The organism is Micromonospora sp. NPDC048947 (assembly GCF_040649495.1).
GTDB classification, from domain to species: Bacteria; Actinomycetota; Actinomycetes; order Mycobacteriales; family Micromonosporaceae; genus Micromonospora; species Micromonospora alfalfae.
In genome coordinates, this window is sequence record NZ_JBEZFO010000021.1 from 1 (window position 1) to 19,995 (window position 19,995).

General features: G+C 69.5%; 15 protein-coding genes and 2 pseudogenes. 5 read left to right on the forward strand and 12 right to left on the reverse strand.

Going from position 1 to position 19,995, the window contains the following annotated elements; all coding sequences use genetic code 11:
* Positions 1 to 167: pseudogene (locus tag AB0B98_RS26255) on the forward strand (pentapeptide repeat-containing protein); the annotation flags it as partial.
* Between the two features lie 15 nt (positions 168 to 182).
* Positions 183 to 320 (forward strand): annotated as a pseudogene (locus AB0B98_RS26260) (kinase); the annotation flags it as partial.
* A gap of 22 nt (positions 321 to 342) precedes the next feature.
* Here the strand turns inward: AB0B98_RS26260 and AB0B98_RS26265 are convergent.
* From AB0B98_RS26265 to AB0B98_RS26295, 7 genes are all read right to left on the reverse strand, one after another.
* Positions 343 to 687 (reverse strand): YnfA family protein, encoded by a 345-nt coding sequence (locus AB0B98_RS26265; RefSeq protein WP_357366075.1) that lies wholly within the window; start codon positions 685 to 687, stop codon positions 343 to 345.
* Positions 688 to 721: 34 nt separating this feature from the next.
* On the reverse strand, positions 722 to 1,171 hold the full coding sequence (locus tag AB0B98_RS26270) for a MerR family transcriptional regulator (RefSeq protein WP_357366077.1): 450 nt from the start codon (positions 1,169 to 1,171) through the stop codon (positions 722 to 724).
* Positions 1,168 to 1,497 carry a hypothetical protein gene (locus AB0B98_RS26275; RefSeq protein WP_357366079.1) on the reverse strand — a complete coding sequence of 110 codons (330 nt, stop codon included), beginning with the start codon at positions 1,495 to 1,497 and terminating at the stop codon, positions 1,168 to 1,170. Before AB0B98_RS26275 ends, AB0B98_RS26270 begins: the two co-directional genes overlap by 4 nt.
* 104 nt (positions 1,498 to 1,601) lie before the next feature.
* Positions 1,602 to 1,988, reverse strand: coding sequence for a MerR family transcriptional regulator (locus AB0B98_RS26280; protein ID WP_238671078.1), 387 nt, complete (start codon positions 1,986 to 1,988; stop codon positions 1,602 to 1,604).
* 65 nt (positions 1,989 to 2,053) lie between these two features.
* Positions 2,054 to 3,553: a SulP family inorganic anion transporter gene (locus AB0B98_RS26285; RefSeq protein WP_357366081.1), complete on the reverse strand. Its 1,500-nt coding sequence runs from the start codon at positions 3,551 to 3,553 to the stop codon at positions 2,054 to 2,056.
* 263 nt (positions 3,554 to 3,816) lie between these two features.
* Positions 3,817 to 6,939: a hypothetical protein gene (locus AB0B98_RS26290; RefSeq protein WP_357366083.1), complete on the reverse strand. Its 3,123-nt coding sequence runs from the start codon at positions 6,937 to 6,939 to the stop codon at positions 3,817 to 3,819.
* A 65-nt stretch (positions 6,940 to 7,004) separates the two neighbouring features.
* Complete coding sequence (locus AB0B98_RS26295) at positions 7,005 to 7,640, reverse strand: TetR family transcriptional regulator (protein WP_357366085.1); 636 nt, start codon at positions 7,638 to 7,640, stop codon at positions 7,005 to 7,007.
* A 95-nt stretch (positions 7,641 to 7,735) separates the two neighbouring features.
* Between AB0B98_RS26295 and AB0B98_RS26300 the strand changes: the two genes are divergently transcribed.
* Positions 7,736 to 8,674, forward strand: coding sequence for an oxidoreductase (locus tag AB0B98_RS26300; RefSeq protein ID WP_357366087.1), 939 nt, complete (start codon positions 7,736 to 7,738; stop codon positions 8,672 to 8,674).
* Between the two features lie 205 nt (positions 8,675 to 8,879).
* On the opposite strand, the gene AB0B98_RS26305 is transcribed toward AB0B98_RS26300, so the two are convergent.
* On the reverse strand, positions 8,880 to 9,596 hold the full coding sequence (locus AB0B98_RS26305; protein WP_357366089.1) for an ABC transporter ATP-binding protein: 717 nt from the start codon (positions 9,594 to 9,596) through the stop codon (positions 8,880 to 8,882).
* 20 nt (positions 9,597 to 9,616) lie between these two features.
* On the reverse strand, positions 9,617 to 12,469 hold the full coding sequence (locus AB0B98_RS26310) for an ABC transporter permease (protein WP_357366091.1): 2,853 nt from the start codon (positions 12,467 to 12,469) through the stop codon (positions 9,617 to 9,619).
* 111 nt (positions 12,470 to 12,580) lie between these two features.
* On the opposite strand from AB0B98_RS26310, the gene AB0B98_RS26315 reads away from it, so the two are divergent.
* Together AB0B98_RS26315 and AB0B98_RS26320 are read left to right on the forward strand one after the other, a co-directional pair.
* Positions 12,581 to 12,835 (forward strand): S24/S26 family peptidase, encoded by a 255-nt coding sequence (locus AB0B98_RS26315; protein WP_357366093.1) that lies wholly within the window; start codon positions 12,581 to 12,583, stop codon positions 12,833 to 12,835.
* A 195-nt stretch (positions 12,836 to 13,030) separates the two neighbouring features.
* Positions 13,031 to 16,015, forward strand: coding sequence for a glycoside hydrolase family 3 C-terminal domain-containing protein (locus AB0B98_RS26320; protein ID WP_357366095.1), 2,985 nt, complete (start codon positions 13,031 to 13,033; stop codon positions 16,013 to 16,015).
* Between the two features lie 51 nt (positions 16,016 to 16,066).
* Here AB0B98_RS26320 and AB0B98_RS26325 read toward each other — a convergent pair whose 3' ends face one another.
* From AB0B98_RS26325 to AB0B98_RS26335, 3 genes are read right to left on the reverse strand one after another with little or no spacing between them, the layout of a single operon-like run.
* A complete protein-coding gene (locus AB0B98_RS26325; protein ID WP_357366243.1) occupies positions 16,067 to 18,139 on the reverse strand; it encodes a CotH kinase family protein in 2,073 nt (690 codons plus the stop codon).
* Positions 18,136 to 18,957: a polyphosphate polymerase domain-containing protein gene (locus AB0B98_RS26330; RefSeq protein ID WP_357366097.1), complete on the reverse strand. Its 822-nt coding sequence runs from the start codon at positions 18,955 to 18,957 to the stop codon at positions 18,136 to 18,138. Before AB0B98_RS26330 ends, AB0B98_RS26325 begins: the two co-directional genes overlap by 4 nt.
* Positions 18,954 to 19,556 (reverse strand): DUF4956 domain-containing protein, encoded by a 603-nt coding sequence (locus AB0B98_RS26335; RefSeq protein ID WP_357366099.1) that lies wholly within the window; start codon positions 19,554 to 19,556, stop codon positions 18,954 to 18,956. Before AB0B98_RS26335 ends, AB0B98_RS26330 begins: the two co-directional genes overlap by 4 nt.
* Between the last annotated feature and the right edge of the window lie 439 nt (positions 19,557 to 19,995).

The window sequence follows — 19,995 nt, forward strand, 5'->3', positions numbered from 1 at the left end:
AACTGGATTCCTGCCACCTCGACGGCACCGACCTGCGGGGCAACCGGCTGAAGGGCCTCAAGACGCCGCTGGACAACCTGCGCGGCGTCACCCTCGGCGAAGACCAACTTCCTGACCTCACCCAGCTGACCGTGGCCGCCCTCGGCCTCACAGTGCGAAACGACTGAAGCCGAGGAGGCGTCGTGCTCGCTGAACCCACTGGCAGCCCGGACACGATCCTCGTCTGCATCCGGGGCAACTCCGGCTCCGGCAAGAGCAGCATCGCCCGCGAGCTACGACGCCGGCACGGCCGGGGCTGCGCCCTGGTCGAGCACGACTTTTCGCCGACGCCTTCACCTACTGTCAGGAGCCGCCCGCCGAACGCGGCGCGTACATGATCAGGGCGACGCCGATCAGGCAGATGCCGGCGCCGATGATGTCCCACCGGTCGGGCCGGAACTTGTCGACGATGATGCCCCAGGCGAGGGATCCGGCGACGAACACTCCGCCGTAGGCGGCGAGGATGCGCCCGAAGTTCGGGTCGGGCTGGAAGGTGGCGACGAATCCGTACGCGCCGAGGGCGATGACTCCGGCGGCGATCCACCACAGGCCGCGGTGCTCGCGCCAGCCCTGCCAGATCAGCCACGCCCCGCCGATCTCGAACAGGGCGGCGACGATGAACAGCAGGATCGAGCGGACGACGGTCATGGGTGGACCGTACCGATGCGCCCGCGGACCCCGATCATGCCGGTGACCCGGTCGAACAGGCGCCTGGTGGAGCGATGGTGGCGAAGGGGATTGGGCAGCACGGCTGGTCGGCGCACTCGATGAGGTCGTCGCAGCCGGCCTTCACCGCGGCGCGCAGTGTGCCGGCGATGACCTGCAGGTCAGCGATCTTCACCTCGACCTCGGTGAGCTTCGCCTGGGCGCGGGCCCGCAGGCCGGCGTCGGGGTGGCGTCCGTGACGGTGTCGGCCCGCGTCGAGAAGCTCGGCGACCTCGTCGAGGGTGAACCCGAGCCGCTGCGCCGCTTTGATCACTCTGAGCACGGTGACCGTTTCGGCTGGGTAGAGGCGGTGTCCACCCAGGCTTCGGTCTGGTTCGGCGAGGAGGCCGCGGCGTTCGTAGTAGCGCAGCGTCTGCGGGTTCACCCCGGCTGCGGCGGCGACCTGGCCGCTGCGCAATCCGCTCACGCCGTCGGCCCGGCGGCTCGCAGCGCGAGCGCGTCGAGGACGTCGACGTGCGCGGCCGGCACCTGCACGTCGAGGCACAGCGTGCCGGCGTCGACGCCGAGAGTGAACGAGAAGAACGAGCAGCAGGAGCTTTCCCGGCCGATGAGGTCCCGTGCGGTCGCCTCGGCGCTCGGGTCGAGACGCCACAGCAGTTCGGTGGGGGACAGCCGCTGCTGCCCCAGCAGGGCGGTGGCGAACAGGTTGTCGAATTCGGCCAGCCGCAGCGGTCGTTGCCCGCTCGGCAAGGTGCACGACTCGGGCACCCACGCCTGGGAGTCAGTGGTCATACCAACGACGGTAAGCCTGTACCTGAGTACCGGATGCAAGCCGGACGCTCCGGCAAGCGTGCCGACCGGTCGGCACAGATCGGGGCCACCGATGCCGGGGGCGTTCAGACAGTCGGGCCTTTGTGGTGGTCGAGTTCGGCGCGGAGCGTGTCGGCGAAGCCTTCGGCCATGGCGAGTTGGTCGTGGAGGGCGGTGACGCGGGTGGTGGCGGCGGTGTGGAACATGGCGAGCCGGTCGAGCAGGGCGGCGCGGTCGGCGCCGGTGGCGGTGTCGAGGGCGTCGAGGACGGTGAGGAGGTCCCGCATCTCGTCGAGGGTGAAGCCGAGGGGTTTCATGCGTTTGACGACGGCGAGGCGGTCGAGGTCGGGCTCGGTGTAGAGGCGGAAGCCACCCTCGCTGCGGGCGGAGGGGACGATCAGGCCGGCTTCCTCGTAGTGGCGGATGGTGCGGATGCTCAGCCCGACCCGTTCGGCGGCCTCGCCGATCTGCATGAGGCGGCCGGTGGCCGAGCCGGAGCCGTGCTGCTCCGGCCCGGTCTCCCGGCTGGTGGTGGCCATCAGTGGCCGACGCCGAGCTGACCGGCGAGGGTGTCGTGGATGCGGGCGCTGGGCTTGTTCAGTTCGATGATCTCGACGGTCTTGCCGCGGGTGGCGTACTTGTGCGTGATGGCGTCGAGGGCGGCGACGGATGAGGCGTCCCAGACGTGGGCGTGGGTCATGTCGATGACCACCGACTCGGGGTCGTTCGCGTAGTCGAACTGGCCCACCAGGTCGTTGCTGGAGGCGAAGAACAACTCGCCGCGCACCGAGTAGATCCGTGTCGTGCCGTCCGGGTCCAGAACGCTGGTGACCTCGACAAGGTGGGCCACCCGCCGGGCGAAGATCACCATGGCGGTGAGGACGCCGACCACGACGCCGATGGCGAGGTTGTGGGTGGCCAGGGTGGTGGCGACTGTGGCGACCATGACGATGGTCTCGCCGTACGGCATCCGCTTCAGCGTGGCCGGGGCGACGGAGTGCCAGTCGAACGTCGACACCGACACGATGATCATCACGGCGACCAGGGCGGCCATCGGAATCACCGCCACCACGTCGCCGAGCGCGACGACCAGGACCAGCAGGAACACACCGGCCAGGAACGTCGACAGCCGGGTACGAGCGCCGGACGCCTTCACGTTGATCATCGTCTGTCCGATCATGGCGCAGCCACCCATGCCGCCGAAGAAACCGGTGACGATGTTGGCCACGCCCTGGCCCCAGGACTCGCGCGTCTTGCTGGAGGGGGTGTCGGTGATGTCGTCGACGAGCTTGGCGGTCATCAGCGACTCCATCAGCCCGACCAGGGCGATCCCCAGGGCGTAGGGAGCGACGAGGGTGAGGGTGTCCATGGTCCAGGGAATCTGCGGCAGGCTGAGGGTGGGCAGATTGTCCGGCAGGGCGCCCTCGTCGCCGACGGTCGGCACCGCGACGCTGGCGAAGACGGTGACCAGGGTCAGGACCACTATGGCGACCAGCGGCGCCGGGATGGCGCGGGTGAGCCGGGGGAGCCCCACCATGATCGCCAGGGCGACGGCGACGAGCGGGTAGACCAGCCACGGCACTCCGAGCAGGTGCGGGACCTGGGCGGCGAAGATGAGGATGGCCAGGGCGTTGACGAAACCCACCATGACGCTGCGCGGGATGAACCGCATCAGCTTCGCCACGCCGAGCACGGCGAGCAGGATCTGGATCGCGCCGCCGAGAATCACCGCCGCGATCAGGTAGTCCAGACCGTGTTCCTTCGCCAGCGGCCCGACGACGAGGGCGATGGCTCCGGTCGCGGCGGAGATCATCGCCGGACGCCCTCCGCAGATCGCGATGGTGACTGCCATCGTGAACGAGGCGAACAGCCCCACGCGGGGGTCGACACCGGCGAGGATCGAGAACGAGATCGCCTCCGGGATCAACGCCAGGGCGACGACCAGACCGGCGAGGACCTCGGTGCGGAACACCTTCGGCGACAACCAGGACGGACGGGACAGACGCGGCCGGTTGACCGCGGACAGCACAGAAGACATACAGCCATTTCCACTCGGGCGTCCCGTGGACGCGCTCGGCAGCTACCCGCCGATCAGCGACAGTCGGTAGATCGGCGTCAGGGCGGCATTGCCCGGACACGTCACGGTCGCCGGGGGGAGCGATGCGGCCTCGCCTTGAGCGCCGCCAGCGAAGCTACCCTTCCGTTACTGGAGAGTTCACCGAACGTGGTGATCATCACTGGATCGCCACTGAACCTGAGACAAGGCATTGCCGGCGTCCGCAGACGCCGGCAACGCTCCGGTCAGTTGGCGTGGGTCAGGCGTGTGGTGATGCGCAGGCCCAGGAGGGTGTCGTTCATCCACGGCACCCGTTCGCGGTGCAGGCCGGCGGTCATCTGGTCCGCCCACACCTCGTACCGCTGCATGAGCGTGTTGGCGCGGGATCGCGCGCTGGTGATCAGGCAGTCGCCCAGTGGGTCACCGGGCAGGTTGGACGAGTCGACAGCGGGCTCGCAGGGCACCTTGAGGCTGGCCTGGTCGCGCAGTGGGCGGCTGGGGTCGGGCGAGCATGGCGTGGGGCCGCATTGGGCGTAGTTCCCGCTCGCCTTGGCATAGGCATTACCGATCTTGGCGTCCGTCGGCATGTTCACCGGGATCTGGTACTGCCCGAACAGGTTCGCGGACAACACGTCGTCCGAGTCGAGGGCGTTGGGCAGACCCAACCGGGTGTACGCCTGGAGCAGCCGCGCCGCCGTGTTGACCTTCTTCAGGGCGGTGGGCACCGGCCCGCTGACCTGGGTGCTCTGGTCCCGTACCCGGTCGTACATGGACTTCTGCCGGGCCTGGAGGAAACCGCGCAGGGTCGGCGTCAGCGTGGTGTCCAGTGCCGTGTTGTTCACTGCCGTCGCGCCGCTCGCGAAGGCGTACCGGCCGGACGGCCACTTCTGGGTCAGGGCCTGCTCGGGCGTCGTCTGGCTGCTACAGCTGAAGAACTCGCAGTAGACCTGGTAGACCTGCTCGTCCGGCCAGGTGTAGTCGGCGGTACGCGAGTTCTGCCAGGCCGCTGACGAGTTCAGCCGGAACCGACTGTGGATCTGCAACCGCAGCTTGCCGTATGAGCGGATCACTCCGCTCCCGTTGCCCGTCGTCCGGGTGTGCACCCAGCTCGGCGTGTAGCAGTGGCCGACCTCGGGCAACTCCCGTACACCGCCCGGCGGCTCGTCGTGGCGCGGTGTGTACGCGTACTGGAGTGCCCGCACCATGTTCGACATCAGGTCGTAGCGAACGTTGCTGGGCCGGTCGATCTGCCTGCTGCTCTCGCAGGAGGGCACCGTCGCCTCGTCGGCCTTCGCCGGTGCCGGGGCGAGCGGCTTGTCGGTGTCCCAGAACAGGTCGTAGTTCTTGGGCGTCTTCACCTGCACGCCGTTGGCGTCCGGCTCGTAGCGGACCTGGACCTCGTTGGTCCGGAAAGCGGCCAGCGCCGTCGACAGCTCATTGGTGGCGGCGACGTACTCGGTGACCAGCCCGGTGATCAGGCCGTTGGCGTTGCCGTCGGCCGGTCGACCGAAGCTGGCCGCGAGGTCGGCGATGCGGGTGCCCTCCGCCTCGATCTGCGCGGCGCGGCCGGCGCTGACCTGGGCGGCGTAGGTCGGGTTCTGCAGCATCAACATGGCGTACGACTGCGCGCCGAGGTTCCACACCGCCGGGTTGCCGACCGGCGTCGACGGCTCGGCCATCGACGGGTCACGCCCGTTGGCGACCCGGGCCAGGTAGTTGATCGACCGGGCTTCGCCGAAGCTGTTCAGCACCGTGGTCGGGTCTACCGCCGGGTTGTCGGCGTCGGTTTTCGGCACGACGAAGGCGGCGCCGCTGGCCAGCTGCGTCGAGGTCAGGTGGAACTCGTTCTCCGGGCCGACGAACTCGTTGTACGTCGGGATCGGTTGACCGAAGTTCTCCCGGTACCCGATGTACCTGTTGATGTCGGCGCGGGCGTCGTGCAGGGTGGCGCCGCCGATCGCGGCGAGCACTGTGGCGGCGATGTCCTCCAGGCGCAGGCCGAGCTGGGCTACCTGCTGCTGCACGAGGGTGATCTGCGCGGTGTTGCCGACGATCGCCGCGTTCAGTTTGTCGAACTGGGCCATCATGTTCGCGTACACCGTGTTGATCTGGGCCTCGACCCGCGCGAAGCTGGCCCGCATCTCGTCGCCGAGGGCCCGCACCTCGTCGCGCAACGCTTTGACCTGGGCAAGGATCTGCGCGTCAAGCGAGGGTCCGCTGCTGCCGAAGAGCCCGACGACCGACATCACCGCACCGAAGATGTTGCCGGTCATCGCCAACGTCGCGGTGCTGAAGACCGAGCCTGCGAGGCCACGGCCGCTGATCGCCGCCGCGTACTTGGAGATCGCGCTGATCGTGGTGAGGACCGCCTCCCCGATCACCTTGGACTTCTTGCCGGCGGCGGGGTCGGCGAACCCGATGATGGTGGAGACCATGCCCACCCCGGCCTTGATGTCGGAGATCGTCTGCTGCCGGGCCTTGTCCCGGTCTTCCGCGGCCTTCTTCGCCGCCGCTGTGCACGCGGCGCTCGGCGGCCCTTCCGGCGGGCACTTCTGGTCGTTCTCGCCGATTTCGAGACGGATCTCCAGGCTCAGGCCGAGCAACTGCGCGTGCAGGGAGGCCAGTTGCTGCTTGGCCGCCGCGACGTACGCCGCCGGGTCGTCCCGCAGCGCCAGGATCGCGTCGAGGTCGACATGCGAAAGCCCGGGGTCCTGCTGGAACTCGTCGTAGGTGCTGGTGATGTCCACCCCGACCGGCTCACCGAGGACGGCGTTCCAGGCGGTGGCGACCGGCGTGCTCGCGGCCCCTGCCTGTCGGACCGCGGACCACACAGCGGCGAGGGCGTCATCACGGCCGCGCAGCCACTGGGCGGTCCGCAGCGCGCCGGAGGCGAGTTCCTCGCGGGTGTCCCACGGCTCGACCGTCCTGCCGATCACGGCCTCGACCAGGCCGGTGATCTCCGGCGAGGTCCGGGTGTCGCCGCCGGGCGCGCCGAGCAGGATGTCGACGGACTTGAGCAGCAGGTCCTGTTCGGGCAGCAGGGGGTCGAACGTGGTCAACGAGTCGTCGAGCAGTTGCTGGCGTGCGGTGAGCTGGGCCTGTGCCTGTTCGGCGGTGGCGTTCGGGTGCAGCCGGTGCCACTGGACGAACTCGGCCGACAGGACGACGGTAGTGATCCGAGCGGCGCCCTGGAGATGGATCTCGGCGACCTGGCCGAAGGCCCGGTCGGTGAGCGCCGCCTGAGAGACAGGGACGGGGACGGGATCGGCCGACGCGGGCTCACCGAAGAGCACGCTTGTCGCGGTGACCGCGATCATCGCCAGCACGGCAGTCCCGCGCCTGGTGCGCGTGGAACGTTTGAGTGTCATGCCGCGAACGTATTGAGCTGGCCGGAAAGGGCGCTGAAACCGCGCTGACTCGCGCAGGGTGCCGATCAGCCGGCGGCCTGTGACGCGGCGGGCGCGTCGAGGGCCGGTGCCACGACGGCGAACGCCTGGTCCATCAGCTCGGCCAGGTGCTGCTCGTCGTCGCCCGGCTGCCACCGCTGAAGCACCGTGTCGAGTGCCAGCAGTGCCATCCCGGCGGCCATCCGTGGGTAGGGGTCGGTGTGCGGGTCGACGCGACGGCGGTTGGCCAACTCGGCGGCCAGCTCGGCTCGCCACTCGATCTGGCGTTCCAGCCAGCGGGCGTGCAGGGCGGCTGTGTCAAGGATCAGACGGACGACGACCCGGGCTCGCTCGGAGTGCTCCGGGTGGTCGTTGCAGGCGGCGAGCGGCACCCAGAGAGCGTGGCGCAGCGCGACCGACGGTGGCTCGGCGGGCGGCCGGGCGGCGAGTTCGGTGATGATGTCCGCGCTGGTGTCGGCCAGGAACCGGACGACAACGTCCTCTTTGGACGCGAAGTAGCGGAAGAAGGTACGTCGCGACATGCCGGCCGCCGCCACGATGTCGTCGACGGTCACCGCGTCGAAACCCTTTGTGGCGAGCAGCATCAGGGCGGCGTCGCGCAGCTCGTCGGCAACGAGCTGGCGTTTACGTTCGGCCAGGCTGCTGTCGGCACGAGATCTCATCCGTCGATGCTACGTCATTCGGTGCCACATCATGCCCTTGTTGGCATCAAGCGCACTGCTTGACACTGAGTGTCACCGATAGCACAGTAGGTCGCATGACTGTCAATGGCTGGTCCACTGAACAGATCCCCGACCTGAGTGGCCGTACCTTCGTCGTCACCGGTGCCGCAGCTGGCCTCGGCCTGGTCACCACCCGGGCGCTCGCCGTCCGTGGCGCACGCGTCGTCATGGCGGTCCGCGACGAGGAGAGAGGTCGGCGGGTGGCGGCCGAGATCACCGCGGAGAGGCCCGGCGTCGACCTGGACGTCCGACGGATCGACCTCGCCGACCTCGACTCGGTGCGGACCTTCGCCGACGGGATGCACGCCGACCACCGTCGGGTGGACGTGCTGATCAACAACGCCGGGGTGATGGCCCTGCCGCGCACCCTCAGCCCGCAGGGTCACGAGATGCAGTTCGCCACGAACCACCTCGGGCACTTCGCGCTCACCGGCCTCCTGCTCGACCTCCTGCTGGCCGGCCGGGATCCGCGGGTGGTCACTGTCACCTCGGTCAACCACCGCCAGGCGAAGGTGCGCTTCGACGACCCGACCGGCGAGCGGGGCTACTCCCCGATGGGTTTCTACAACACGTCCAAGCTGGCCAACGCGATCTTCGGCTACGAGCTGCATCGGCGGCTCGACGCCGCGGTCAGCCCACTGCGCAGCTTCCTCGCCCATCCCGGGTACACCGCGACGAACCTGCAGAGCAGCGCGAGCACGCCGATCTGGCGGCTGTTGCTGGGCCGGATCGGCAACCCGCTTCTCGCCCAGCCGGTCGAGCGCGGTGTCTGGCCGCAGTTGTTCGCCGCCACCGACCCCGGGGCGCAACCGGGACGGCTCATCGCTCCCGGTGGGCCAGCCGAGCTGCGCGGCCACCCCGCGCCGGGAAAGCTGTCCGCGGCGGCGATCGACCCGGAGCACGGCCGCCGTCTGTGGGAGATGTCCGAACAGGCCACCGGCGTGCGGTTCGGGTCGCTGCGGCCAGCGAGCTGATCGCGGCACCACCCGGCACCCTTCACATCCACCGTGCTGGATCGTCCAGGCGGCGAACGACCACAACGGAGGAAGAGTGTTCGCTGCTTACGTCACTGTCACCATTCCCGACAGCTGGTGGGTTGGGTCGTGTTCTTCGTGACCGTGGTGGCCGCGCTGGCGGTGAATGTGCTCCACCGCTGGTGACCGAGGGGTGGCCCGCGCCTCACCGGTCCAGGCTGGTGAGGCACCCGTCCCGCATCTGGACGGCCCGGTCGCAACGTGCGGCGATGCCGGTGTCGTGGGTGGCCATGATGAGGGTCGTACCCTGCTCGTCGCGCAGCCGCAGCAACAGGTCGACGATCGCGGTGCCGTTCTGACTGTCGAGATTGCCTGTGGGTTCATCTGCCAGCAACAGGGCAGGTTGATTGATCAACGCACGGGCGATGGCGACCCGTTGCTGCTGCCCGCCGGAGAGCCGCGACGGCAGGGCGGCGGCCCGGTCGGCGAGCCCCACCATCGCCAGCAGCTCACGCGCACGAGCGACCTTGTCGAAATCGGTGCGGAACGGAATCAGCGGCGCCATGACGTTGTCCAGGGCGGTGAGCGTGGGCAGCAGGTGGAACCGTTGGAACACGAAGCCGACCCGTCGCCGGTAGGCCGCCAATGCCCGGCCGGACAAGCCGGTCACCTCCTGGCCGCCGACGTCGATCGTGCCACCGTCGCTCTGTTCGATGGCGCCGATCAGGTGCAGGAGCGTCGACTTGCCCGAGCCGCTCGGCCCGGTCAACGCGATCGCGGTGCCGGCGGCGATCGCGAGGCTGACGTCGTTGACCGCGACCAGCGGTGCTCCGTCGGGCAGCGGGAACGACTTCCGTACCCGCGTGAGACACACAAGCGGCACGGTGAGCGTGCTCGACGCCGCAGCTGACGTCCGTTTCATCGGACCTACTCCTTTGCCGCTCACCCCTCGGCGAGCAGGTGGGCGGTGGGCAGTCGGCGGAGCACGGCGATCGGCACCACCACCGACAGGGCGGAGACGGCGACGCCGAACACCAGGGCGGCTCCAGAACACCAGAGGATCGGAGCGGTGACGCCCCCGGCGAAGACCGCTGCCGCGCCAAGGCCGGCAGCGGCACCGAGCGTGCCACCGATGGCGCCCATGCCGACGGCCTCGATCACGACCAGCCGGTTCAGCATCGCGTCGGTCCAGCCGACGGCACCGAACAGGGCGAACTCGGCGGCGCGCTCGGAGATGTTGAGATAGAGCACGTCGGCGACCGACACGATGCCGAGCACGATCGTGACCGCGACGGCGATGTGATCGACGGTGCGGGCCTGGAGGGTGACGGCATCACCGAGCAGGGTGCCGGTGATCGCCCCACGGAACGCGAACGTGATCGCCAACAACATGGTCAGGGCGGCCACCCCGATCATCAGACTCAACGCGCCGAGGCTGGTCCGACCGGGAGTGCGGGCAAGGTTGGCCAGGGCGAGGGTAGCCAGCCCGCGCGGCGCCTGCCGGCGGAGGGCGAGACCCGAGACGGCGGGTCGGATGATCTCGCCGGGGTCTGGGCGGGCCGCCCGCCAGGCCGGCCAGCCGCCGGCGAGCAGGGCAAGGGCCACTGCTGAGGGTACGGCGAGCAGCGTGTGGCTCCACGCGATGTTCAGCCCGAGACCGAGCGCGATCCCGAGCGCCAGCCCGCTGCCCGCGAGGCCCGCGGCGAGACCGATACCGACGATCTCGATGAACATCAGCTGGAGAAGATGTCGTCGGCCCCATCCGAGGCAGGTGAGGATGCCGAACTCGGTGCGTCTGGCGCGGATGGCGGCGGTGTTGGCATTGAGCACCGCCAGCGCGCACACCGCGAGCACCAGCACGGACAGCAGCACGCTCTTGCGGTCGGCCGCGCGGACAAGCACGGACGCGACGCCCTTCTGCACCCAGGGCTCGGCCACGGCGAGGTCGGGCCGGCCGTAGTTGCCCGCCGGGTAGTGCACAGTCATCGCGGTGGGGGAGGACCCCAGGGTGATGTCGACCTGCAGGTCGGTGCGTTGCGCAATCTCCTCGGCGATCACACGGACCCGCTCCCTGGAGACCGGGTCGATGCCGACGTCTCCGGCCAGCCGGACGCGTACCACGCTGATCGGTGCGGTGGTGTTGAGTTGGTATTCCGGGTAGCTGGGCTCCGTGCTGTACGCGCCGGAGTCGAAGATGGCCGGCAGGGCCGCCATCGTGGTCAGCATCAGCGGTGGTTGGCTGAGCAGGCCGGTGACGTTCGAATTCGGGGCCAGGCGTCGGCCGCCCAGCGCCTGCCGTGACGCTTCGTCGGCGCCCTCGGCGCCCGGGTTGAAGTACGTGTCCATGGGCACCGCCGACAGCGCGCTGCCCAGCGAAACCTTGGCGGGGTCGAAGGTGCCCACCGCGCCCAGCGCCGCGTCAGGCATGCTCACGTCCCCGGGCTGCGGCTCGTACCCGTGGGCCAGGTTCCGGTGGACGGCCACGCCACTGCGGACGCTGGTGTCCGCGAACTCCATCGGTACGTGCCGGGACGACCCGCCGTCGTCGGCCCCCTGGCCCCAGACCTTCAGGTCGTACGGATCCGGTTGGGCACGCAGACCGTCCCCGTCGCGCGTCGTCTTCGCCGGCCCGACGGTCCAGAACTGGTGGAGCCACATGGTGTTCGCCGTCGCCAAGTCGTATTCGACGCCCAGGTCTCCCGGGTGGAGCATCCGGTTGACCATGTCCTGGTACGGCTCCGCCACCGACGTCGACTTCTGGGCGATCGGGGTGCCGGACTCGTCGCCGAGAGCCGCGCGTAGCCGCTGGTCGTCGGCGGACGTCCGGACCAGTTCGGTCGCGTCCGGGTTCAGGCGCTGCACGGTGACGTCGAGCGTCCTGTCGACCTGAGGTCGGTCCGCGATGAGGATCGGGAGCACCGAGTAGGGGTACGGCATTCCGTCCAGTCGCCGCGACGTCGGCGCTTCGGCTGAGGTGAAGTATCGGCCCGAGGTGACGGCGTGGTCCAGTCCGGCCAGCGCGGCCTCCGACTCAGGGTCGACCGCGGCCATCAGGAGCGGCACCGTCCACGCCAACGTGACGGTCGGCCGCGTCGCCTTTCCCTCGCGATCCGTCGAACCCATGCCACCGACGCACGTCAACGACGATCGGGCGCGGAGGTCCGTTGGTGCGAGCCAGTCGTCAGTGGCGATGGCCGCCGACGCTGGGCAGATCTTGACCCGCTGGCCGTCGGCGTCGACCTCCTCCGGTGGTGGCAGGCCCCCGCCGCTCTTCAGCTCGCTGTTGGGCAGCACGTCGAGCCGGTTGCGCGTCGCGTAGAGAAACGCCGGCCCGTCCGGGATCTGGCTCAGCCCGGCGTCCGTCACCCAGGTCGGCTGGACCCGCAACACCTGACGCTCGGCGGTCGGGTCAAGGTGGTCCGACAGGTCGACGGTCACGGGCACCGTGCGCATCACGTACCCGACCATCGCGACCGGTGCCGCCACCGACACCCCACGCACCGCCTGGATCTCGCGCCACTGATCGTGGGTGATGCCGCCACGCATACCCGCCAACTGGCCCGACTGGACCAGATTGCGTTCCTGCTCCAGCGGTAGCACCGCGTCCTTCGGGCGGACCAGAAGGTCGTAGACCGGGCGGTAGTTGGCGCTGACCGCGCCCACCGCATCCAGCCGGGACGTCACCGCCGCCCCGGTGAGCAGGGTGAACCCGGCTACCGCGACGGCGATCATCGAGAGCAGGGCCAGCGACCGGCGCAGCCGTACGCGCCATTGCGACGCGGCTATCCCCAGCATCGACGCACCATGCCCCCCCATCGTGTGGCCTTCCAGCATGCTGCCGCCGACCGGACGGTGAGGCCCGGTCGGCGGCGGCGAATCGACGATGATCAGCAGCAGCCTACGGTTGTGGGGCACAGTATGGTGCCCAGCCTCGCGCACGGCGACCGCGTCCTGGTCCGCCGAACATGGCGATTCCGGACCGGCGGCATCGTCGTCGCGCACCATCAGGAGGGTGGGCGCCGGAGCGCCGCTGGCTCTGGTGCGTCCGCCTGGCTCGTCAAGCGTCTCGCCGCGCTGCCGGGCGACGGTATTCCGGAGACGGTCGCCCCGGCCGTCGACGGTGGGGTGCGGCGGGTGCCGGCCGGTATTGCCGAGCCATAGGTGCGCATCTATAGTTGCGCGGATCACAACAATCATGGCCGTGGTGACGCGGCGGGGTCGTCGAAGCGCTTCGACGATTCGTCGTACAGGCCCGTCAGCCGGGTGTCGAGCCTGGTCACGTCGGTCTGGGCGCCCGCTGGGCGTCTGTCGCTCGGCGCCCGCTGGGCGTCTGTCGTACGACATGAGGAGAACCGCATGCGGAACTGGCGCCTTCGGCGCGGAATCACCGCGCTCGCGCTTGCCCTGCTCGCCCTACCGGCCCTCCCCGGCACGGCGCTCGCCGAGCCCACCTACCCGTTCCGAGATCCCGACCTACCCGTGCAGGCCCGGGTCGACGACCTGCTCGGCCGCCTCACCCTGGACGAGAAGATCTCCTGGTTGCACCAGTACCAGCCGGCCGTTCCCCGGCTGGGCATCGGCCTGTTCAAGACCGGCACCGAGGCGCTGCACGGGGTGGCCTGGTCCACCGACATCGACAACAACGGCGCTGTGGTCAAGGCCCGCGGCACAACGTTCCCCCAGCCGGTGGGCATGGCCAGCACCTGGAACACCGAGCTGATCCGGCAGGTCGGTTCGGCCGTCGGCGACGAGGCGCGCGGCTACCACGCGCAGAACCCCCGGGTCTGGGGGCTCAACCTCTGGGCGCCGGTGGTCAACCTGCTGCGCGACCCCCGGTGGGGCCGCAACGAGGAGGGATACTCCGAGGATCCGCTGCTCACCGGGGCCATCTCCACCGCGTACGGGTCGGGAATGACCGGCGGTGACCCGAACCACCTGAAGAGCGCACCGACGCTCAAGCACTACCTGGCCTACAACAACGAGGTCCGTCGGGACGTGACCTCCTCGAACGTGCCGCCTCGGGTGCTCAACGAGTACGACCGCGCCGCCTTCAAACCGGCCATCGCCGCCGACGCGGCGACCGGGATGATGGCCGCGTACAACCTGGTGAACGGTCGTCCGGCCACGGTCGACCCGGACCTGGACACTGTTGTCCGCGGCTGGACCGACCAGACCCTGATGAACGTCACCGACGCCTGGGCGCCGAACAACCTGGTGAACTCGCAGCAGTACTACCCGACCCAGGCCGAGGCGAACGCGGCGATCATCAAGGCCGGACTCAGCAGCTTCATCACCGACGACACGAACGCCCAGCCCACCGTCACCGCCATCAAGCAGGCCCTCGCCACCGGCCTGCTCACCGAGGCGGACATCGACGCCCGGATCCGGGACATCCTGAGCATCCGGTTCCGGCTGGGTGAGTTCGACCCGGGCGGCGGCCGGTACGGCGGCATCACCCCTGACGTCATCAACAGCCCCCAACACCAGCGACTGGCCCGGCAGGCCGCCGGTGAGGCGATGGTGCTGCTGAAGAACGAGCGGCAGGCGCTACCGCTGAACCCGGCCCGGACCCGCAAGGTGGCGGTGCTCGGCCCGCTGGCCGACACCCTCTACTCCGACTGGTACGGCGCAGACCTGCCCTACCAGGTGACGGCGCTGGACGGCATCCGCGAACGGCTGGGCAGCTCGGCCAGTGTGAACGGGCTCGACGGGGCGGACCGGATCGCCCTGAAGGACACGGCGACCGGCCGGTACGTCTCGGCCACCGGCACCACCGACGCCAACCCGGTCCTCGGGACCGGCGCGACCCCGGCGCTGGTCGCCCAGTTCGACGTTGTCGACTGGGGACAGGACGTGGTGACGCTGCGCAACGCCGCCAACGGCCGCTACCTCGGCTACAACTGGGGGCCGTTCGTCACCCGTGACGAACAACCGAACGGCTGGTACGTCCAGCAGCAGTTCAAGCTGGAGCCGCAGGCCGACGGAACTGTGGTTCTGCGCTACGTCGGCTACGAGACCAAGGAGAGCTGGTTCGGTGCCGACACGTACGTGACGATCGGTGACGACGGTGCCCTCAAGCTCGGCGCATCGACCCCGGCTGCCGCGACCCACTTCAGTCGTGAGTTGATCAGCAGCGGAATCGACAGGGCGGTTGCGGCGGCCAAGGCTGCCGACACCGCCGTGCTGGTGGTCGGCAGCAACCCGTTCATCAACGGCCGCGAGGCGCACGACCGGACCTCGACGGCGCTGAGCGCCGGCCAGGAGGCGCTGGTCAAGGCCGTGGCCGCTGCCAACCCGCGGACCGTGCTCGTGCTCCAGACCAGCTACCCGGTCACCATCCGATGGGAGCAGGAGCACGTACCGGCCATCGTCTGGACCACCCACGCGGGGGCGGAGACCGGTCACGCCGTCGCCGACGTCCTCTTCGGCGACCGCAACCCGTCCGGCCGGCTCACCCAGACCTGGTACCGCTCGGACTCGCAACTACCGCCGGACCTGCTGGAGTACGACATCATCTCGTCCGGGCAGACCTACCTGTACAGCCGCGCGAAGCCGCTCTACCCGTTCGGCCACGGGCTGTCGTACACCCGCTTCCGGTACGGCCAACTGCGTACCGGTGCGCAGTCGGTAGCCGCCGACGGCACCATCACGGCCAGTGTCGACGTGACGAACGTCGGCAGCCGGGCCGGGACCGAGGTCGTTCAGCTCTACACCCACCAGCGCACCTCGCGGGACACCACCCCGATCCGCCAGCTCAAGGCGTTCCAACAGGTGAAACTCGCGCCCGGGCAGACCCGTACGGTGACCCTGCGCCTGCCCGCCGCCGACCTGGCGCACTGGGACGTCACCCGCAGCAGGTGGGTGGTCGAGTCGTCGGTCCACGACCTGATGGTCGGGGCGTCCGTCGAGGACATCCGGGCCCGCGCCGCCGTCCGGGTCCGCGGTGAGACCATCCCGGCCCGCGACCTGTCCCGGCCCACCAGGGCAGAGAACTTCGACAGGTACGCGGGGGTCCGGCTCGTCGACGAGACGAAACCCAGCGGTACGGCGGTCGGTGCCACCGCCGCCGGTCAGTGGATCTCCTTCGACGGTTCCGCGCTGCGTGCCGGCGCGGGCACCTTCAGCGCGAAGGTCGCCAAGGCCGGTGCGGGTGCCGGCACGATCCAGATCCGGAGGGGGTCGCCCACCGGCCGGCTGCTCGGCACGGCCACGGTGCCCAGCACCGGCGACGACTACCGCTACGTCAGCACCAGCACCGAGTTGACCCGGGCCGTCGGCACCCACGACGTCTACCTGGTGTTCGACTCCCCGCTGCGGCTGGCCGAGTTTTCCATCAGGTGACCGAGGCCGGGGCCGGGTCGATCGTCGACCCGGCCCCGGGCCTGTGGCTGGTCAACTCGCCGTGCAGGTCAACGTCGGTGTGCTGGGCGTGCCTGTGGACGAGCCGAGGAACCCGAACGCGGTGCTGGCACCGGCACCGAGTGCCCCGTTGTAGGCGACGTTGCGGGCGGTGACCGCCGAGCCCTGGCTGGTGACTGTCGCGTTCCAGGCCTGGGCGATGCTCTGGCCACCGGCGAAGGTCCACGTCACGGTCCAGTTGCTGATCGCCGAGGTTCCCGCGGTGACCCGTACCTCGCCCTGGAAGCCGCCGGTCCACTGGCTGGTCACCGCGTACGTCGCGGTGCAGCCGGCCGTCGGCGGCGGCGGGGTGGTGGGCGGCGGCGTGGTGGGAGGCGGCGTGGTGACGGACCCGCCCCAGCCGGCGGTGGAATCCAACCAGGCGGCGCGCCACAGCATCCAGTCCCGCATGACCTGGACCTGCCCCTGCCAGGTGGGCGAGGTCGGGGTGCGGAAGAAGCTGACGGTCGGCGACGTCAGGTTGGGCCAGCGTTGGAAGTTGCGTTGAGCCCCGTTGGTCAGCGGGGTCGCGAGAGCGTTGATCCGGGTCTGGAGCGCGGCGTCGGAGAGCAGGCCCCGTCGCAGCGTCTGCCAGCGCGCTCGGGCCTGGTTGACGAACGCGGGGTCGCGCAGCAACTGGGCGAACCAGTCGCTGGGCAACGGTTGCCGGGTCTGCTGGTGCTGCCAGCCCGACACCTGGTCGTTGCCGAAGAACCCACCGACGCCGAAGCTGAGGTCGAAGTCCCACAGCGGACCCGCGAAGATCTTGCTGTCCCGGTCCTTGTAGAAGTGCGAGCTGCGGACGTAGGCGTCCATCTCCCGGCTCAGCTCGTTGACGATCATGAGGTCGATGAACGAGTCGACGTCGATGTACTTGCGGTATCCGGTGGTCGGGTCGGCGAAGTTCGACGAGTGCAGCACGTCGTTGAACTCCTGGAGGTGACCGCGCAACCAGTCCCGTTGCTGCGGTTGCAGGGGCGACGGGTCGGCGACCTCAAGGTAGTTCCAACAGGTGGCCGCCGGCCCGGTGCACGGCAACGTGGGCTCCTCGGCCGCCATCCACTCGAACTTCCAGATGTACCCGCCCTGGATCTTCGGCAGTGTCACATCGTCGGAGTCCAACTGCTTGAGGTCGAGACGATCCTTGGAGTTCTTGATCGTCTCCATGAACATGTAGACGCCCATGTAGTCGCTGGCGCCCACCGGGCCGGCGTCCGTGTTGAGGTAGAACTCGGCGAACCGGTAGCGCGGAGCCGGCAGCCCCATCTCGCGTCCGAGGTCGTAGACGAGCGCCTCGCGGATCAGCGCCTTGTCGGGGAACGGGCCGCGCAACACCCAGTCGGAGTCGGCGGGCATGCCCAGCACCGGGTGGTCGGCGTCGTCGTCCTCGTTGTCCCAGAACTCGATCCGGAACGGCGTCTTCTCGAATGTCGCCGACGAGTTGCCGCGCAGCCGGAATCCCGCTCGGGTGCTGAGCGTCGGGGCGGCCGCCAACGATGTGGTGCCGCCGCCCGTCGGTTCGAAGATCATTGTGGTGGCGTCGAAGTACTCACGATCGGGCCGGCCGGCGCCGTAGGAGTCGATCAGCACCACCGGCAGGTCGTGGGCGGTGGTGACGTTCTGGGCGGCGTACATGGCGGTGCCGGGCGCACCCGTCGGTGTCTGGCCGACGAACGCCTGTGCGCGCAACTGGGTGGTGCGGGTGAAGCGCAGCGCCGAGCCCGAATAGAGCGACGACTGGGCGGTGGGCGGTTGCCCGTTTGTGGTGTAGCGGATCTGGGCGCCGCTGACCGTACTGCTCAGCGTCACCGCCACTTCGCTCTGGAAGGTGCCGCTGGGAACCGAGAAGATGATGTCCCCGACCAGGTCGTCCGCCGCGGCGGCATCGGTGGCCGGGGTGCCGGCGAGGAGTTCGGTGACCGGTTGGGCGGCCTGGGCGGCGGCGACGGGTTCGGCGCCGGCCGGCGGCGAAGACACCACGAGCAGGCCTGCGACGAACACGGCGGTGGCGGCGATCCCGGCGGCACGAAGGGCCGCCACCGGAAGACCTGTGGTGCGGGTGGTCATGCGCACGATGCCTCCTGTTCTGATCGGGTGGGAACTGTCAACTCCAGGAGTGCCGAGGACGGGTCGGCGCGGAAGTGGCGGCGTAGCGTCCGTCGCCACGGCACGTCTGGAAGGTCCAGGCGGAGAGCCGCGAGGCCGGTGGCGTACTTCGAGATGCGTACGGGCCGGGTCCCGCGTTGCCACAGCGCGCGGTCGACCAGCGAGGGGGCCGAGCTGGTCTTGGTCTCGACCACGGCGATGCCGGGCAGTCGCAGTGTGCGGTCACCGTCCTGCCAGGTGAGCCCGGTGTCGATGGTGACCCGGCTCGCGGTTGCGGGCAGCAGCAGAGTGGAGCGACGGTAGCTGGTGACCAGCACCGGCTCGAGCGGACTGCCGGTGAGATTGGACAGGATCGACTCCCGGTCCAGCACCTCGTTGACGAACCCGCGCCCGGACCGGACGGTGCGGCGGTCCTCGGCGAGATACGGCAGTCGGTGTTTGGTGACCTGTCCGCGTGCTCCGCTGATCTTCACTTCCAGCCAGCACTGGGCGGAGTCGAGGTAGGTCCGGGTCCGTACCTTGAAGCGCCTGCGCCGCCGGTACGCGGCGCAGTGGTAGCTGGCCAGGCAGGGCGTGTCGAAGTACACGGACTCATACCGGAAGCTGCGCTCACCATCGATGTCCAGCACCCGGGCGTACGGGGCGAGGTGGTCCAGCAGGTGCGGCAACTCGTCCACCGCGATGACGTACTTGCGGTCCACCCTGCACTGCAGCGCCGCCCGGTCGATCACCTCGGCGAGTGCGATCGGCGTCAGCGTCGCCAGCTGTGGCGCGCTCATCGGAGCGCCCCGGCCCGTGCCGACCTGCTGGTGCCGGCCGCGGTGCTGCGCCGGGCGACCGAGTATCGGACGTCGACGACTGTGGTCTCGTTGACCATGTCGAGCCGCTGGACGATGGCGTTGTGTACCCGGGCGTTGAGCAGTTGCTCCAGCTGGGCGACGAGAGCGACGTGATCGGTGACGGCGGAGTCGAGCACCATGATCTGGTGCCGGTAGTGCCGGAGCAGCCGTCGGTGGTCGCCGACGAACATCACAGCGACGATGAGTGCCATCAGGCCTGCGCTGAGCCAGACCGACGTGGTGCTGAGTGCGCCGAGAATCCCCAGCGCGAGAGCGGAGAAGTAGTACGCGACCTCGTGCTGGTCGAGCTCCGTCGAGCGGAGTCGGATGATGGAGAGCACTCCGAACAGCGCCAGCCCCAGCCCGAGCCCGGCGCCCACGTCGCTGGCGCTCAGCGCGCTCGCCACCGCGAGGACGCCCACGTTGACCCCCAGGTAGGCGACGACCAGGTCGCGCCGGCGGTGCCGGGGGAAGTAGAGCCCGAAGACGAGCAGCGCCACCGCGCAGATGTCGATCGCGAACAGGACGAGCTGCGACATCGCTGGAGTTCCTCCTGGTTCACCGCCGGAGCGGACCGACGCCAGGCCGCCGTCGCTGCGTGGCGACCTGCGGAAGGTGGCCGGACCTCCGGGCAACTTTTCGGTAAACTTTCGGTATATCGGTGGTGACTGTAAGCAGAACATCAACGCAAGTCAATGTGTGATCCATGCACATGGGTGGGCTCCGTGGCCGGCTGGCGGGTGTGCGGTGCGCCTGACATGGGCATGCCCGGGACACGACCTCGGCTCGCTGAGCCGCCGAAACTTTCGGAGTCTTTCGGGCTTCGCGGCGTCGGCTCCTGGGTGGGATGGTCGTCGGTCCGGCCCGGGGGTGGCCGCTGAGCCTCTCGCGACCGCCAGTTGTGGGCGGGGTTCGATGGCTGCTTCGGTGCCTATGGAGCTGATGCCGCAAACGAATCAGGCAGGGGGTCTGTGGCGG